This window comes from Litchfieldia alkalitelluris, assembly GCF_002153425.1.
In the GTDB taxonomy this organism is placed as follows: Bacteria; Bacillota; Bacilli; order Bacillales; family Salisediminibacteriaceae; genus Evansella; species Evansella alkalicola.
Window position 1 is genome coordinate 1,775,046 of record NZ_KZ119600.1, and the last position, 17,536, is coordinate 1,792,581.

Below are 17,536 nucleotides of genomic sequence, written 5' to 3' on the forward strand. Positions count from 1 at the left end.
CTACGAGACATGATTCCCACAACATCAAAGCCTCGTTTCAGCTACGAGACTTGATTCCTCTGCAACAAACATCTTAACCTCTTTCCCGCAACAGCGAGACTTCATTCCCACATCCAAAACCTCCCCGCCCCCACACTCCCAGGGTTTAATCCACGCTTCCTAATTAATTTAACTACCTTGAGAGTTTATCTTGATAGCGTAAACACGTATAATAATATAGAGTGAAAAATAAAAGTGAAACCTTTCAGCAATATATACGTAGAAACAATCAGTGATAATCTTAAGTCATGGGTAAGAAAGGAGGAGATACTTCATGAAGAAATTTAGAATTCTATGTTTTACATCAATGATCCTTTTTAGTTTCTTACTTTCCTTACTTCCGTCTTCTGTTGAAGGGCAGGGGGAAGGGAAACTAGTATTTTATATACCAGTAGAGCAGGAAGTGGAAAGGGGTTTGCAGGCTTTCCTCGAACGGTCCATTGATACAGCCATTGAAGAAGGGGCAGACCACATTGTTTTTGAGGTCGATACACCAGGTGGATTTGTTGATGCAGCAGGTAATATTGCTACATTAATAAGAAACACGCCAATTCCTACAACAGCCTACGTTATTGATCAGGCTTTGTCAGCTGGGGCCTATATATCACTCAATGCTGATAAAATAGTTATGAAACCAGGATCTACAATGGGTTCAGCTTCTGTTATCGATGGGTCAGGAAATGCAGCTGAAGATAAAGCACAATCTGCATGGCTTGCTGAGATGAGGCAAGCTGCTGAATTAAATGGTCGTAACCCAATCTACGCTTTAGCAATGGCTGACCCGACGATTGATATTCCAGAGTCACCAGAAGGGGAAATCTTAACCTTGACTCCAAGAGAGGCTATGGAGGTTGGATATGCAGAGGCAATAGCAAATGATCGAACTGAGTTACTAGACTTTCTCGAATTGCAAAACGCAAGAGAGCAGGAGATGGAGATAACATTTGCTGAGCAAATAGCTCGCTTTGTTACAAATCCGATTATCATTCCTATCCTCCTGTCTATTGGTAGCATGGGGCTTGTACTAGAGTTATACTCACCAGGCTTCGGTGTTCCAGGAATCATGGGATTATCTGCTTTGTTTTTATTTTTCTTTGGACACATGGTTGCCGGGTTTGCAGGTATGGAAACTTTCATACTGTTTGGTGTCGGTATTGTTCTCTTGTTAATAGAGATTTTCGTGCCAGGTTTCGGGATCTTTGGGGCTTTAGGTATTGGAGCGATAATTGGTAGTATGGTTCTTGCATCCTATTCTACTACTAATATTATTTTATCAATCTTAATTGCAATCGTCTTAACGGTTGCTATGTCTATCATATTTTTCAAATATGTGGGATACCGAGGCCCCTTAAAACGAATTATATTAAAGGATGCGACTAAGTCTGAAGAAGGTTATGTTTCGAACGTAACCCGTGAAGAAATCATCGGGAAAACTGGGGAAACATTAACGGTCCTACGACCAGCAGGAACTGCAGTTTTTAACGAGGAACGACTTGACGTAGTTTCTGAAGGAGGATATATTGGACAAGGAAGGAAAGTAAAAATTGTATCAACAGCAGGCTCCCGAATAGTTGTTCGGGAACTGATGGAATCTAAAGAAGAATAGAGGAGGAAGAGATTTATGGATGAGAGTATTTTTCTCTTAATAATCATTGGTTTAGTTATCGTAGCATTTGCAATCTTATTTACTTTTGTGCCTGTAGCACTATGGATTTCCGCATGGGCTGCTGGAGTAAAAGTAGGTATTTTCCAATTAGTGGGGATGCGACTTCGTCGTGTAATTCCTCATCGTGTCGTAAACCCGTTAATTAAAGCGGTAAAGGCAGGATTGGATATTAATACGAATAAGCTAGAGGGTCACTACCTTGCAGGTGGTAATGTGGACCGCGTTGTCAATGCGTTAATCGCAGCACAACGAGCAAATATTGAGTTGACTTTTGAACGTGCTGCAGCGATTGATTTAGCTGGTCGTGACGTACTAGAAGCGGTTCAAATGAGTGTAAACCCGAAAGTCATTGAAACGCCATTTATCGCTGGTGTTGCGATGGATGGGATCGAAGTAAAGGCGAAAGCAAGAATTACAGTTCGAGCTAACATCGATCGACTTGTCGGTGGTGCTGGTGAAGATACAGTAATCGCCCGTGTAGGTGAAGGTATCGTATCAACAATCGGTTCTTCTAAAAACCATAAAGGTGTTTTAGAAAATCCAGATCTTATCTCTCAAACAGTATTATCTAAAGGTTTAGATTCAGGTACTGCATTTGAAATCTTATCGATTGATATTGCGGATATTGATATTGGTAAAAACATAGGTGCAGGTCTTCAAACGGACCAAGCGGAAGCTGATAAGAAAATTGCACAAGCAAAAGCGGAAGAGCGTCGTGCAATGGCTGTTGCACACGAGCAAGAGATGAAGGCTCGCGTAGAAGAAATGCGTGCTAAAGTTGTGGAAGCGGAAGCTGAGGTACCACTTGCAATGGCAGAAGCTTTCCGTTCTGGAAATATGGGTGTTATGGATTACATGAACATGAAAAATGTGATGGCTGACACTGACATGAGAGAGTCTATCGGTAAAGTAACGGACGATGATCAAGATGGTCATAACCATGATCACAACCGTCGTAAATAAGTCTGATGGGCTTCATCAGGAATCATACTCTCGTTTAAGAAAGGAGCCGATATATTATGTTTGATTTAATAGCAAATAACCCGCTCCTTCTCTTTTTTGTCATTGCAGCATTACTAAGTTTTTTCCAAGGCATGGGTGGAAAGAAGCAAGAAGAGAAATCGAGAGGTCCAAGACCGGGCCAACCGACCACTTCGCAAGGACAAGAGGAGGTGGATTGGCGGGAAATTTTCCGTCAAGAACATGCTCCGACAGAACATGATAACGAAAATCAAAGGCCTTCTCCTTCCAACACTTCAATGGGAGAAAATAGTTCCACTTCCTTAAACACAGCTTCTAGGGAGACTGAAATTGAGAAAGCTAATAGGGAATTACAGGAGCGTTATGAGAAGGTTAAAAAGAAAAAGGCGAAAGCGATAGAGAGGCTCGAAAAGTCTCAAGGGTCACCTATCCTTTCAAATGATATTACAAAAAGCCCAAACACTAAGGTTCAATTGGACTTTAAGAATATATCCCGTGAAGAAGCGATTAAAGGGATCATATGGGCTGAAGTTCTAGGTAAGCCTAAAGCAAAAAGAGCCAGATAATAATAACCAAAAAAAGCCAGGACGAGTGATTCGTCTTGGCTTTTCTGCGTTTTTTTATATCTGATTAAGATAGGAAAAGTTTTCATATAATTGTCTAGCTGCAGTCACTCCCCTTTTCTACTTTCCTAACTGTCTTAGTTACTTAACCTTTTCACATTTTTTATCATTATAAGTTCAATTCATTATTTTTCTGTGATAGGAGTTGAAGAAGAATCATACATATTAGTGGAAAGGAGGTTCATCATGAAAAGACTAAAAAAAACCATTAGACAATGGATGACAGAGCAAATGGATCTTCCAGCTGATGTCATGATGGACTTACCGAGAGTGACCTTAATTGGGAACTTTCATATTTATATAGAAAATCATAAAGGGTTAATCCGATTTACGCAGGAGGAACTTCGCCTTAGATTAACAGAGGGAGAACTCCTTGTTGTAGGTCGTGATTTTGTCATCAAAAACATTCTTCCAGAGGAAATTTTACTGGAAGGTGTGATTGTTGATATCCGTTTTATTAAAGAGGGGAGTTAGGTTAGGGTGAAAAATCAATGGGTTCATAAAATGACGGGATATGTGCGTATTAAAATAGTTGGGCCGTATCCAGAGCTTTTTATTAATAGGTGTATTGATCAAAAGATATCAGTCTGGAATATTAAACGAATAGGCAAGGAAGCCCTTGTCTGTTCCGTTTTGTTGGACGAGGTTAAGCAGTTACGTAAACTAGCTCGTGTATCCGATTGTAAGGTAAGATTTCTTGAGCGGAAAGGATTCCCTTTCTTTTTGCAAAAAATATTAAATCGAAATGGGTTAATAATAGGAGCGGCAGCTTTTTTATGTTTGCTTTTCCTCTTATCAAACATGGTATGGGGTGTAGAAATTGAAGGAGCCACTCCAGAGATGGAGCATGAGCTTAGACAAGCTGTTACGGAAATGGGGATAAAAAAAGGCGCATTTCAATTTAGATTGCCAGCACCTGAAGTGATTCAATCGGAAATCACAGATCAAATTGTAGATGCCACTTGGATTGGTGTGACTAGAAAAGGTACAACCTATCATTTTCAAGTCGTTGAGAAGGAAATAGCAGAAAAGGAACCTGCCGAAGCACCAGGTCACTTAGTAGCAAAAAGGAAAGCAATCATCACTGATTTATTTGTGGAAGAAGGGAATCCTGTTGTTGAACGAAATCAAGTTGTTGAAAAAGGGGACTTGCTTGTATCTGGATTGATTGGTAAGGAAGGGGACGAGAGGCAGGTCTCGGCAAAAGGTACAGTAAAAGGTGAAATGTGGTTCGAAGCTGAAATGGATATTCCTTTAAGTAAAACCCTGTATGTAGCAACGGGAGATAGTCATCGTAGACATTATTTCCATGTTGGTAATATTAAGATACCATTTTGGGGATGGTTTTCGCCTGAATTTGCAAATGCTAAGGAAGAGGAGTACGAATCCTCTTGGGAAATATTTGGTGTTCAACTTCCATTCCATTATGGATATCGTGATCTTTTAGAGGCGAAAAAGATTGAGGAAGAAGCAGCCGTAGAAGAAGCGATAAATATTGCAAAAGAAACTGGTAAGGAGAAGCTTCAACAACAATTTTCTGAGGAAGCGGAAATAACTGGAGAAAAAGTTTTGCACCATGAGATTAAGGGTGGTAAAGTTAAAGTAATCATCCATTTTAAAATTGTGGATGAAATAGCAGAGAAACAACCAATTATTCAAGGAGACTGAGAAGATTGACAGATACGAACAAAAAGACTATACAGCTTGCTATACGAGATGCGAATGAAGTACAAGCATTATTTGGTCCTAATGATAGTCACCTCAAACGATTAGAGGAGTCACTTAAAACAACTGTAGTCACACGAGGCGAAGAGGTGACTATATATGGATCAGAAGAACAAATTAAACAAATAACAGATATTTTAATGATGTTCCTCCAATTAATACGCAAGGGAGTTGCAGTTCAGGAACGGGACTTTGTGTATGCTGCCCAACTGGCAGAAAGGGGAATGCTTTCGGAGTTACCAGATCTCTATGAAGATAAGATTTCAGTAAGTGCTAAAGGAAAACCTATTTTGGCTAAGACTTTAGGACAAAGACATTATGTGTCCGCCATTAGAAAAAATGATATTGTTTTCGGAATAGGACCTGCTGGAACAGGGAAGACGTATATCGCTGTAGTGATGGCAGTTCACGCCTTGAAAGAGGGGCATATTAAAAGGATTGTATTGACAAGGCCAGCCGTGGAAGCTGGAGAAAGCCTCGGGTTTTTACCAGGGGATTTAAAAGAGAAGGTTGACCCATATTTAAGACCATTGTATGATGCCCTCCATGATGTGTTAGGTGTTGAGCATACTACACGATTAATGGAGCGCGGAACAATTGAAATTGCCCCATTAGCTTATATGCGTGGAAGGACATTGGATGATTCTTTTGTCATATTAGATGAAGCACAAAATACTACTGCAGAACAGATAAAGATGTTCCTAACGAGGTTAGGGTTTGGTTCTAAAATGGTAGTTACTGGAGATATGACTCAAGTGGATTTACCTAGAGGAAAGAACTCAGGTCTAAAGATTGCCTTAAATATTCATAAGGATATACGTGGAATGAGCTTTATCCATTTAGAATCTACAGATGTGGTCAGACATACATTGGTAAAACGAATCATCGATGCATATGAAAGCTCTAATGAAGGTTAAGTGTAGTATCTTTGTGGGAGAGGTGAAATAATATGGGGAAACGTTCATCAATTGATCACTTAAAATGGTGGCAAAATATAAAAAATCACCGTTATATTCGGATATTTCTATTTATCGTATTAGGTGTCATTACGTATTCACTAATGGTCACAAACATCATTCCAGAAACTCTAGAAGTTGAACCAGGGGTTGTTGCAGAGCAGGATATCCGATCTCCCATTACTATTGAAAACAAGGACGAAACGGATCAGTTAAAGCAGGCTGCGTATGAATCTATTGAACCGATTTATACGACAAAACCGAGGTATGTCCAAAACCAAATAGAACGGATTAACGATATTTTTGGTACAATCCGTCAAGTACAACAGGAGAATAAGGAAAAGTCTGAGGAAGCAGAAGAAATTGAGGAACGTTTAGAGGAGATTTATGAGATTCAGGAAGAAGTTGATGAGCTTGAGCCTGAATTAGAGGAAGAGTTGGAACTCTTAGAAGCTTCTACGCCCGATGTACTAACTATTCATGAGCAATTGGAGCGAGTGAGAACTATTATCTCCCAACACACTAGTCAAGATCTTTCTGATGAAACGTTGATAACTTTTTTAGAGACTTCTGAGGAAAACCTAAGATTGGCTCAGGAAACGACGACAAGCGCTATTCATGATGTCATGAGTAATGAAATTCCAATTGATGAAGTGGAAAATGCACGAAGTCAAGCCGAACGAAAAGTGATTATTTCTACCGTAGATTCAAGTTTATATCGAGCCATGATTGAGATGGCCAGATTTGGAGTAACTTATAACTATTTGTTAGATGAAAGTGCAACAGAACAAGCGCGGGAAGAGGCGGTTGAGTCTGTTGATCCAGTCATGATTAGGGAAGGTCAATTATTAGTTGAAGAAGGCCAAATGATAACTTCAGAAATTTATAATAACTTAGCCCTTGTTGGCTTATTAGATGATTATGGTGTGCTTTATCCATATATTGGCTTAGGGATTTTAGTTATTATATTAATTAGTATGCTTGGTTATTATTTAAATGACGCAAATACATCAATTAAAAAAAATAATACACATTTGTTAATGTATGTAATCATTTATACTGTAACACTTCTTATCATCAAATTAGTTAGCTTAACGCATTTAGTTGGTGTAACTGGAATGACTTATATCGTTCCAGTAGCAATGGGTACGATGTTAATGACCATTTTACTAAATCCGAGAATTGCTCTATTTACAAGCATGGTGCTTGCCATCATTTCTAGTATTATGTTCAATGAACAGTCCTCAGGAGTTTTAGATTATTCCCATGGGATCTACGTATTCTTTAGTGCGATTTCAGGCGTGTTTTTCCTGAATAAATCCCACAAGACCATGAGGATTTTACAATCGGGTATATTTGTTGGATTTCTGAATGTGCTAGTTATATTAGCATTAATTATGTTGAAAAATGGTCAGTATGCATTGGTAGAAGTAGGTATGCATGTCATGTTTGCTGGTATGGCAGGTTTCCTAGCTGCTGTGTTGACCTTAGGTTTATTACCTTTCTTTGAAGCTGGTTTTGGTGTACTATCAACGACAAAACTAATTGAGCTCTCAAACCCGAATCAACCATTGCTTAGAAAAATTCTTTTAGATGCTCCTGGAACATATCATCATAGCGTTATGGTAGCAAACCTTTCAGAAAGTGCGTGTGAAGCAATTGGTGCGAATGGACTTCTTGCTAGGGTAGGGTCTTATTATCACGACCTTGGAAAAACGAAACGGCCGCACTTTTTTATAGAGAATCAAATGAAAATTGATAATCCGCATGATAAGATTTCACCACAGCTGAGTAAAACAATTATTATAGCCCATCCATATGATGGAGCGGAACAGCTGAGAGAGCATAAAATGCCTAAAGAAATTATTAATATTGCTGAACAACATCATGGTACAACGCTGTTAAAATATTTTTATCATAAAGCAAAGCAAGATACGGATAGGGAGATACAGGAAGAGGAATTTCGTTATCCTGGTCCAAAGGCACAATCAAAAGAGGCTGCCATTGTTGGAATTGCAGACTGTGTAGAAGCTGCAGTTCGTTCAATGAATAAGCCAACGCCTGACAAAATAGAAAAATTAGTGAAAAAGATTATTACAGACCGTTTAGAGGATGGGCAATTTGATGAGTGTAATATTACATTAAAGGAACTAAGTACTGTGGCCACATCGATTTGTGAAACACTGTATGGAACATTCCATTCAAGAATTGAGTATCCAGAAGAAGTTTCAGAAAAAGAAGAAGCGAAGATAAGGAAGGAAGCAGGTGAAAGAAAGTGACCTTAAAACAGGTTGATTTCAATGATGAAACGGGTAAAGTGTCTGAATCTATCATGGAGGTTATGTCAGGAGTAATAAAAACTGCAATGACGATGGAAAATGTAGTTGAAAATGCAGAAGTGTCTGTTACCTTTGTCGATGATGAGAGGATACAAAGTATAAATAAGGAATTCCGAGGGTTAGATAAACCGACGGATGTATTATCGTTTGCTTTAAATGAAGGGGAGAATGATATTCCAGATATTCCATTGGATGATGAAACTATTCCAGAATTATTAGGTGATATCATTATCTCAGTTCCACGAGCTGAAGCACAGGCAAAAGAGTACGGTCATAGTTTTGAAAGGGAAATTAATTTTCTTTTGGTACATGGTTTCCTACATTTACTAGGTTATGACCATGGCTCAGAAGAGGAAGAAAAAAAGATGTTCGCACGTCAAGAGGAAATTCTGGAAGAGCATGGGCTCAAAAAATAGACGTAAATTTGTCTCGTGGAGTAGGCTGAAAAAAAGTTTTGTATATGCTTCAAATGGCATCGTCTATACACTTAAGCATGAGCAGAATTTCAGGGTACATTTAACTGTAGGAGCTGTAATATTTATACTTGCACAAGTGTTAAGAATTCCATTGGAAAAACAGGCCATACTAGCGGTAGTAATTGGTGGAGTTCTGGCATTAGAGTTAATAAATACTGCTATTGAACATGTTGTTGATTTAATGATTGACACATACGATGAGCGGGCAAAAATAATTAAAGATACGGCAGCAGGAGCAGTGTTTATCTTTTCTGCTACTGCTGTCATTGTAGGTATATTAATATTGTTGCCATACATCATCGCCCTATTTTCACGTTAGAATTGCTGATGAAAATAGTAATGAATAATTGGTGAGGTGCAATGTTGCAGTTTTAACAAAACAAAGACTTAATCATGAATGAAGGTGAAGTTATGGATAGGGAAACGCTAATACAAGAAGCTAAAAAGGCAAGGGAAAAGGCATATGTTCCATACTCAAAATTTGCAGTGGGAGCTGCGTTATTAGATGATGCTGGTACAGTGTATCATGGCTGTAACATTGAGAATGCTGCATATACTATGTGTAATTGCGCTGAAAGAACCGCCATTTTTAAGGCTGTCTCAGAAGGTGTACGCAAATTTAAAGCGATGGCGGTCATTGCTGATACAGATGGACCAGTATCCCCATGTGGAGCATGTAGACAAGTAATCTCTGAGCTTCTTCAACAAGATACGGAAATTATTTTAACGAATTTGAAAGGCAACTATATGGAAACTACAGCAGAAAAACTTCTTCCAGGTGCCTTTTCACCGGAGGATTTACATGAGTAATAGTAAGGAAAAAAAATCAGGATTTGTTGCATTAATTGGTAGACCAAATGTAGGGAAGTCGACTTTACTTAATCAAATGCTCGGGCAGAAGATTGCCATTATGAGTGATAAGCCTCAAACAACTAGAAACAGAATCCAAGGTGTTTACACGGAAGATAGGGGACAGATAGTTTTTATCGACACTCCCGGTATTCATAAACCAAAGCACAGGCTTGGGGACTTTATGACAAAGGTAGCAACTACTACTTTAAGAGAGGTAGATGCTGTCCTCTTTTTAGTTGATGCGAAAGAAGGACGTGGCCGTGGTGATGATTTCATCATGGAACGGCTAAAAAATATAGATACACCTATTTTTCTTGTTATCAATAAAATAGATGAAGTGCACCCAGATGAGCTTTTTAAAATTATTGATAATTATCGACACCATATAGAATTTACTGAAGTAGTACCAATTTCAGCACTTCATGGTAATAATGTAAATACTCTTATTGAACAAGTATTTAAGTATATGGAGGAAGGTCCGCAATATTACCCAGAGGATCAAGTGACAGACCATCCAGAAAGGTTTTTAATGGCGGAGATGATTCGAGAAAAAGTATTACATCTCACGCATGAAGAGGTGCCACATTCTGTAGCTGTGGACATAGAGCAAATCAACCGTAAAGAGGGAAGCAATACGGTTATGATTGGTGCTGTTATTGTTGTCGATAGAAGCTCACAAAAAGGAATTATCATAGGTAAACAAGGAAAGATGCTGAAAGAAATTGGGCGAAAGGCGCGACTTGATATCGAAGCCCTCTTAGGCTCAAAAGTCTTTTTGGAGCTATGGGTAAAAGTGGAGAAGGACTGGCGAAATAAACCTAAATACTTACAGGAGTTTGGCTATCGGGAGGATGAATATTAATATGGAATGTGCAATCACATCTTTTTCTTGATTGCACATTTTATTTTATTTTAAAATAATATATTTTGGGTGCTTTCAAAAGTTTGAAAAATTTTGAAAAGTACAAGGTAACCCATTGTTTTTTGCTTCTAGAACGACTATGATTATTTTATAAAGGTATACTAAAAACTAATTGTTAATAATTCCATAACATGAAATTGGGTATTAGAGGTAACGCTATGATTAGAGGTCGAGGGTAACGCCGATAAAACAAAGTCTGTTTTGAAAGGTGGAGTTATCATGATAGACTTAACTTGGAAAGTCTTTTCGATGACTGGAAACATTGATTCATATTTGCTCTTTAAGGAGATGGAACGAGATGGGACATTTCCCGAGTATGAAGAAGAAGATGGTGTGACAGAGGAATTTGACTCGACAACACATTAGCGACCTCTACTACCGCCAATAAACATTGGTGGTGACTAACATGCAACACAAAGTGGAAGGAATAATCATTCGAACGAACGACTATGGAGAAACCAATAAAATATTAACTTTATTTACTAGGGAAAATGGTAAAGTAGCACTGATGGCACGGGGGGCAAAACGGCCGAAGAGTCGATTTGCTTCCAGTGCCCAACTTTTTATTTATGGGATTTTTATTTATCAACGATCTACAGGAATTGGCACATTAAATTCAGCAGATATTATTGATTCCTTTAGGGATGTTAGGGGAGACCTGAAGCTCACAGCGCATGGTGCATACATGGTAGAACTTTTAGATAAACTGACGGAGGATCATGAGAGGAATCCGTACTTATTTGAATTGATATATCAGATGCTGCACATGCTTGATGAGGAAATGGATCCTGATATATTAACGAGAATTTTTGAAACGAAGATGCTACAAGTGGCAGGAGTTTCTCCTGTATTGGACCGATGCTCATTATGTGGGACTGGAGAGGAACCATTTGTTTTTTCCGTGAAAAACGCAGGGCTTTTATGCCGTCATTGCCAAGGAGAAGACCCTCATCACATAAAGTTAATGCCTGCAGTGTTAAAATTACTAAGGCTTTTTCAGCATATTGATATAAATAGAATTGGTAACATTAACGTAAAGCCTGAAACGAAACAGCAATTGAAAGAAATTCTAGGCTATTATTATGATGATTATGTCGGAGTAAAATTAAAATCAAAGCGCTTTTTAGATCAGGTTGATCGATTATATTAGTCAGTAGTTGACATAAGTTATTTTTTTAAGTAATATTTGTATAAATTAATATCGGTATGAAGAAGGAAAGTAGTACTTACTCCCTCTGTATAAGAAGGTAATTCGAAGCGAACCTGGGATAGTGGAAGCCAGGAGTACAGAAAGTAAGGAATGGCACTCCTGAGTACATCTGTTTCAAAGAGGCTGTTTCAAAGGAATAAAACAGCAATTAGGGTGGAACCGCGGGTAACTCTCGTCCCTATGTCAATGACATAGACGAGAGTTTTTTTATTTGCCCAAAACAGATAACCTTTTTATACTGACTGTTTTGTAAATTAAGGCTCTTGTCAATGGACAAAAAAATCAACAACACAGACTAACATAGCCTATTTTAAAAATACGATGGAGGTATCGTGATGAATGTTCAAGATATGATTTTAACTTTACAAAAGTTTTGGGCTGACCAGAACTGTCTAGTACTACAGCCATATGATGTGGAAAAAGGAGCAGGGACAATGAACCCTATGACCTTTTTACGCAGTATTGGTCCAGAACCATGGAATGTAGCTTATGTGGAGCCATCTCGCCGTCCTGTAGATGGTCGGTATGGTGAAAATCCAAACAGGTTGTACCAGCATCATCAATTTCAGGTGATAATGAAACCTTCTCCTGACAATATTCAAGAATTGTATTTGGAAAGTCTTAAGCAATTAGGCATTGATCCAGAAAAGCACGATATTCGTTTTGTTGAGGATAACTGGGAGGCACCTACGCTAGCTGCATGGGGATTAGGATGGGAGGTCTGGCTTGATGGAATGGAAATTACACAATTTACATACTTCCAGCAGGTTGGAGGCCTAGATGCAAACCCAGTAGCTGTTGAGATTACGTATGGTCTTGAAAGGTTGGCTTCTTATATTCAAGATAAGGAAAACGTTTATGACTTGGAATGGGTAAACGGATTTACTTACGGCGATGTGTTTTTACAAAACGAGTATGAACAGTCTAAGTACTCCTTTGAAGTTGCTGACAGTAAGATGCTTTTTAATTTATTTGCTACTTATGAACAAGAGGCTATTCGAACACTTGAAGAATCACTTGTTATTCCTGCGTATGACTATGTATTAAAATGCTCACACGTTTTTAACCTATTAGACGCACAAGGAGCTATCTCTGTCACGGAAAGAACAGGATATATCGGACGGGTTAGAAACTTAGCGAGAAAGTGCGCGAAAGAATATTACGATGCAAGGGAAAAATTAGGCTTTCCTATGATAAAAAAAGAGGTGGGTGAGATAAATGAGTAAACAAAGCTTTTTATTAGAAATTGGTTTAGAGGAAATGCCTGCGCGATTCGTGACTGATGCAATGAATCAGCTAGGAGATAACGTAGAAGCTTGGCTTAAAGAAAACAGACTTGCCTATGAAAAAGTAGAGAGGTTTTCTACACCTAGAAGACTTGCCCTTGTTATTCATGACTTAGATCAAAAACAGAATGATATTGTTGAGGAAGCGAAAGGTCCATCTAAAAAAATAGCGCAGGATAGTGACGGGAATTGGACAAAGGCAGCTATTGGTTTTTCAAAGGGGCAGGGAGCTTCTGTAGATGACCTCTTTTTCAAGGAGTTAAAAGGGGAAGAGTATGTGTTTGTCAAAAAGCACATCGAAGGAAAATCAACGAAAGAGCTGTTTGCTGCGGACTTAAAAGAGGTTATTACGGGACTTAATTTTCCGAAAAATATGAAATGGGGAACACATCAATTACGATATGTTCGCCCAATAAAATGGATTGTTGCTTTATTAGGTAATGAAGTAATTCCGTTTGAAATCACCGATGTGAACACAGATAAAAAGACTTGGGGCCACCGTTTTCTTGGTAATGATACGGTGATTGAAAAGCCTGAAGAATATAGAGAAAAGCTCCTTGGGGAATATGTAATCGTAGACCCAGTGGAACGAAAAGATGCTATACGTAAGCAAATTGAGAGACTAGCTGCTTCAGAAGCATGGAATATTCCGATTGATGAGGAGTTACTCGAGGAAGTTAATAATCTCGTTGAGTACCCTACTGTACTTAATGGTGCTTTTGATGAGAGATTTTTATCTGTTCCATCTGATGTACTCATCACATCAATGCGTGAGCACCAACGATATTTTCCTGTCCTTAACGAAGAAGGTGAACTATTGCCATACTTCGTCACAGTTCGAAATGGTGATCACCGTCATCTAGAAAATGTGCAAAAAGGAAATGAAAAGGTTCTACGCGCTCGTTTAGCAGATGCGGAATTCTTTTACAATGAAGACTTAAAGCAACCGTTGGAAAGCGGTCTAAATAGACTTGAAACGATTGTTTATCACAAAGATCTCGGATCAATAGGTGATAAAGTTCGTAGAGTTAAGGATCTAGCTTCTGTCATTGGAAATAAGATAGGTCTAGATGACGAAACGAGTAAAAATGTAGATCGTGCTGCCCACTTAAGCAAAGCTGACCTTGTAACACATATGGTTGGGGAATTCCCTGAATTGGAAGGTAGAATGGGTGAGGTTTACGCATTAAAGGCAGGAGAAAAGGCAGAAGTGGCAAAGGCAATTTATGAACACTATCTTCCTAAACAAGCTGGTGATAACCCACCTGAAACTGTTGAAGGGGCGGTTGTGAGTATTGCAGATAAAATCGATACAGTTGTGACTAGCTTCGGTATTGGTCTAATTCCTACTGGATCCCAGGACCCACATGGATTAAGGAGACAAACAGCTGGTGTCGTTCAAACCCTATTAAGCCATGGTTGGAAGCTAAACTTACTAGATTTATTTGAAGAAGCAATTCACCTTACTGAAAAGAGAGGTCTTCTTAAACGATCTCTAGAGGCAGTGAGTGAGGACTTAGGGGAATTCCTTAAACTGAGAATAAAGTTCTTATTACAAGATCAAGGAGTCAGGTACGATGTAGTTGACTCTGTCCTAAATGCTGACCTTGGAAAAATTCAAGAAATATTCCAAAAAGCAAAGTTTTTAATGAATGAAGTTACTAGTTCAGATTTCAAAAAGATTGTTGAAGCCTTTAGTAGGGTAACTAATATCGCTAAAAAAGCACAGAATGATGAATTACAGATTGATGAAAGCTTGTTTGAAAAAGAAGAAGAGCGAAATCTTTATACTTTAACAAAAGAGGTAGAAGAGAGGTTCACTAAGCATTTGCAACAAGGGGAAATTGTAGAAGCTTACGGTGAGTTAACGGCGTTGGAGCCTGCGATCCATGCTTATTTTGATAATATCATGGTCATGGACGAAAACGAAGCGGTTAAAGCTAATAGGTTATCGCAAATGAACGAAACGTCCCGTCTAATAACCAGCTTTGCTGAGTTTCAAGCAATTGTTTTTCATGGGGATGAATAAATAGGAATCATTTCTGTGGGAACTGTAATGAGGTATAATGGTTATTATGAGAGAGATGGAGATATTCAAGTGTCTTTGTACAGAGGGCGGTGAGGATAATCGAACTGAATAAACGGCAAGAGACAATATTACAGATAGTTAAAGATAATGGCCCAATCACAGGTGAGCAGATTGCTGAAAGGCTGTCTTTGACGAGAGCGACACTGCGTCCCGATTTAGCCATATTAACGATGGCAGGTTATTTGGATGCTAGGCCTCGCGTTGGTTACTTTTTTACTGGGAAAACTGGTTCACAGTTACTAACGGAGCGAATTAAGAAATTAACAGTAAAGGCCTATCAGTCAATTCCAGTAGTCGTGAATGAATCAGCGTCTGTTTACGATGCAATATGCACGATGTTTTTAGAGGATGTGGGCACCCTATTTGTCGTCAACAGTGAGTCATACCTCGTAGGTGTTTTATCGCGAAAAGATTTGTTGAGGGCTAGCATGGGGAAACAGGATACAGAATCTATTCCTGTAAGCATCATCATGACGAGAATGCCTAACATTACTACTTGTAAATTAGATGATTATGTCGTGGATATAGCAAATCAATTAATTAATAAGCAAATTGATGGATTACCGATTGTGAAAGAAGTGAACGTCGGTGGGGAAACGAAATATGAAGTAGTAGGAAGAATCACAAAAACAAATATTACGAAAGCATTTGTGCAGATTGCTTTGGATGAATTTTATTAACAGCTGGAAGGGAGCCGTTATTGTTGGAGATGGATACAGAACAAATTGTTTATGTAGTTTCTGACTCCGTTGGGGAAACAGCGGAAATGGTTGTGAAGGCAGCCGCAAGCCAGTATTTAGACACGAACCTGAAAATTAGACGTATACCTTATGTCGAGGATACAGGAACTGTTGATGAGGTTGTTGCTCAGGCAAAAGAAGTCGGGGGAATCATTGCATTTACCCTCGTTGTCCCAGAAGTGAGGGAGCATTTACTAGGACAAGCAAAAAAAGAAGATATACCTATTTGCGACATATTGAGTCCGATGATGGATTTGCTTGAAAGCAGTTTTGAGGGGAAGCCTCGTAATGAACCAGGCTTAATGCACACATTGGATGAAGATTACTTCCGTAAGGTAGAGGCAATAGAGTTTGCTGTAAAATACGATGATGGTAGGGATCCTCGAGGAGTATTGCGAGCAGATGTCGTGTTAATTGGTGTCTCACGTACATCTAAGACACCACTATCGCAATACCTTGCCCATAAACGACTGAAGGTAGCAAATATACCTCTAGTACCGGAAGTGGATCCACCAGAGGAATTATTTAAGATTCCTAAAGAAAAGGTAATTGGTTTAAAAATTAGTCCTGATAAGTTAAACTCCATACGTGCCGAACGTCTGAGATCATTAGGATTAAAGGAAGAAGCAAGCTATGCTAATTTTGACCGCATAACAGAGGAACTTGAGTACGCCAATAAGATTATGGACCGAATCGGTTGTAATGTCATTGATGTTTCGAACAAAGCAGTGGAAGAGACTGCGAACATTATCAACCACATGGTTCGGAAAAATAAAGAGAAAAGTAAGTAAAAAAAGTATATGCGTTTTCAAATAAGAAATGCAGAAAGAATATTTTCTGTATTTCTTTTTATTTTTTTATTTGGTAAGTGTTGTCATGCTATTTGTTTGAAAAATTGTCATAAATTTTTCACATAAAGAAAAAATTAAAAAATATGTATATTTTATTGGGCATATGTCTAGCGTAACTTTAGTTGATACTATATAATGAAATATTGTGATTTAATCATAACTTTTCATTACATAGTAGCATAAATTAAAAAAAGAACAAATAAATTGTAAATGTCAAGACTTTTTCTTTTTATTTTGGTAAAGATAGTAAATGGGATTTATTCTAATGAAATAGGAAGAAGGATTCTTTCAAAGGATGTAGAATTAAGAACTATGCAAAAAGAAATGAAACAGATTTTTGTCGATGGAGACTCTTGTCCTGTAGTTAAAGAAATTATTTCGGCAGCATCAAGATATTCAGTCCAAGTTACTTTTGTGTCATCTTATGCACATGTGCGAAAAGAAGATTTTCCTCCTTTAGTCAAGCAAATCTTTGTTGACCAAGATAGGGAGGCTGCAGACTTGAAGATTGCAAATTTAGTTCATTCTGGAGATCTAGCAGTAACGGACGATCTTGGTTTATCAAGCCTACTATTAGCAAAGGGAGTTCTAATTCTAACATCAAGGGGGAAATGGATCACCAACCATAATATCGATTACTTGTTAGATTCTAGATATCGCTCTGCTAAACAACGTCGAGCTGGAGGGAAATCTAAGGGACCTAAAAAACTTACCGAGCAGGATCGGGAAAATTTTTTAAAAGAATTAGAAAAAATCTTGTCAATTAAGCAGGATTTTTGAC

General features: G+C 38.4%; 18 protein-coding genes. All 18 read left to right on the top strand.

Translation table 11 applies throughout. From position 1 onward, the window contains the following. Positions 1-313: 313 nt before the first annotated feature. On the top strand, positions 314-1,645 hold the full coding sequence (locus BW724_RS08285; protein ID WP_088074783.1) for an NfeD family protein: 1,332 nt from the start codon (positions 314-316) through the stop codon (positions 1,643-1,645). 15 nt (positions 1,646-1,660) lie between these two features. Further along, positions 1,661-2,668: a flotillin-like protein FloA gene (floA, locus tag BW724_RS08290; RefSeq protein WP_088074784.1), complete on the top strand. Its 1,008-nt coding sequence runs from the start codon at positions 1,661-1,663 to the stop codon at positions 2,666-2,668. A 56-nt stretch (positions 2,669-2,724) separates the two neighbouring features. Next, complete coding sequence (locus BW724_RS08295) at positions 2,725-3,252, top strand: hypothetical protein (protein ID WP_088074785.1); 528 nt, start codon at positions 2,725-2,727, stop codon at positions 3,250-3,252. Between the two features lie 243 nt (positions 3,253-3,495). Beyond that, positions 3,496-3,783 carry a sporulation protein YqfC gene (gene yqfC, locus BW724_RS08300; RefSeq protein ID WP_088074786.1) on the top strand — a complete coding sequence of 96 codons (288 nt, stop codon included), beginning with the start codon at positions 3,496-3,498 and terminating at the stop codon, positions 3,781-3,783. A 6-nt stretch (positions 3,784-3,789) separates the two neighbouring features. After that, the gene (yqfD, locus tag BW724_RS08305) at positions 3,790-4,977 is read left to right on the top strand and encodes a sporulation protein YqfD (RefSeq protein ID WP_088074787.1); all 1,188 of its coding nucleotides are present in this window, start codon (positions 3,790-3,792) and stop codon (positions 4,975-4,977) included. Positions 4,978-4,982: 5 nt separating this feature from the next. After that, the gene (locus tag BW724_RS08310) at positions 4,983-5,951 is read left to right on the top strand and encodes a PhoH family protein (protein ID WP_088074788.1); all 969 of its coding nucleotides are present in this window, start codon (positions 4,983-4,985) and stop codon (positions 5,949-5,951) included. A 32-nt stretch (positions 5,952-5,983) separates the two neighbouring features. Beyond that, the gene (locus tag BW724_RS08315; protein WP_088074789.1) at positions 5,984-8,269 is read left to right on the top strand and encodes an HD family phosphohydrolase; all 2,286 of its coding nucleotides are present in this window, start codon (positions 5,984-5,986) and stop codon (positions 8,267-8,269) included. After that, positions 8,266-8,745, top strand: coding sequence for an rRNA maturation RNase YbeY (gene ybeY / locus BW724_RS08320; protein ID WP_088074790.1), 480 nt, complete (start codon positions 8,266-8,268; stop codon positions 8,743-8,745). Before BW724_RS08315 ends, ybeY begins: the two co-directional genes overlap by 4 nt. Further along, complete coding sequence (locus tag BW724_RS08325) at positions 8,729-9,124, top strand: diacylglycerol kinase family protein (RefSeq protein ID WP_088074791.1); 396 nt, start codon at positions 8,729-8,731, stop codon at positions 9,122-9,124. Before ybeY ends, BW724_RS08325 begins: the two co-directional genes overlap by 17 nt. 92 nt (positions 9,125-9,216) lie before the next feature. After that, positions 9,217-9,615 (top strand): cytidine deaminase, encoded by a 399-nt coding sequence (locus BW724_RS08330; RefSeq protein WP_088077773.1) that lies wholly within the window; start codon positions 9,217-9,219, stop codon positions 9,613-9,615. Then, positions 9,608-10,519: a GTPase Era gene (gene era, locus BW724_RS08335; RefSeq protein ID WP_088074792.1), complete on the top strand. Its 912-nt coding sequence runs from the start codon at positions 9,608-9,610 to the stop codon at positions 10,517-10,519. Before BW724_RS08330 ends, era begins: the two co-directional genes overlap by 8 nt. A gap of 279 nt (positions 10,520-10,798) precedes the next feature. Beyond that, positions 10,799-10,945 carry a YqzL family protein gene (locus BW724_RS08340; protein WP_088074793.1) on the top strand — a complete coding sequence of 49 codons (147 nt, stop codon included), beginning with the start codon at positions 10,799-10,801 and terminating at the stop codon, positions 10,943-10,945. A 40-nt stretch (positions 10,946-10,985) separates the two neighbouring features. After that, positions 10,986-11,729: a DNA repair protein RecO gene (gene recO / locus BW724_RS08345; RefSeq protein ID WP_088074794.1), complete on the top strand. Its 744-nt coding sequence runs from the start codon at positions 10,986-10,988 to the stop codon at positions 11,727-11,729. 395 nt (positions 11,730-12,124) lie between these two features. Continuing rightward, on the top strand, positions 12,125-13,015 hold the full coding sequence (gene glyQ / locus BW724_RS08350) for a glycine--tRNA ligase subunit alpha (RefSeq protein ID WP_088074795.1): 891 nt from the start codon (positions 12,125-12,127) through the stop codon (positions 13,013-13,015). After that, complete coding sequence (gene glyS / locus BW724_RS08355) at positions 13,008-15,104, top strand: glycine--tRNA ligase subunit beta (RefSeq protein WP_088074796.1); 2,097 nt, start codon at positions 13,008-13,010, stop codon at positions 15,102-15,104. Before glyQ ends, glyS begins: the two co-directional genes overlap by 8 nt. 89 nt (positions 15,105-15,193) lie before the next feature. Further along, positions 15,194-15,844, top strand: coding sequence for a transcriptional regulator CcpN (locus tag BW724_RS08360; RefSeq protein WP_088074797.1), 651 nt, complete (start codon positions 15,194-15,196; stop codon positions 15,842-15,844). A gap of 29 nt (positions 15,845-15,873) precedes the next feature. After that, entirely contained in the window at positions 15,874-16,695 is an 822-nt protein-coding gene (locus BW724_RS08365; RefSeq protein ID WP_088077775.1) for a pyruvate, water dikinase regulatory protein, read from the top strand. Positions 16,696-17,067: 372 nt separating this feature from the next. Next, positions 17,068-17,535 (top strand): YaiI/YqxD family protein, encoded by a 468-nt coding sequence (locus BW724_RS08370; RefSeq protein WP_088074798.1) that lies wholly within the window; start codon positions 17,068-17,070, stop codon positions 17,533-17,535. The last annotated feature ends 1 nt before the right edge of the window (position 17,536 follow it).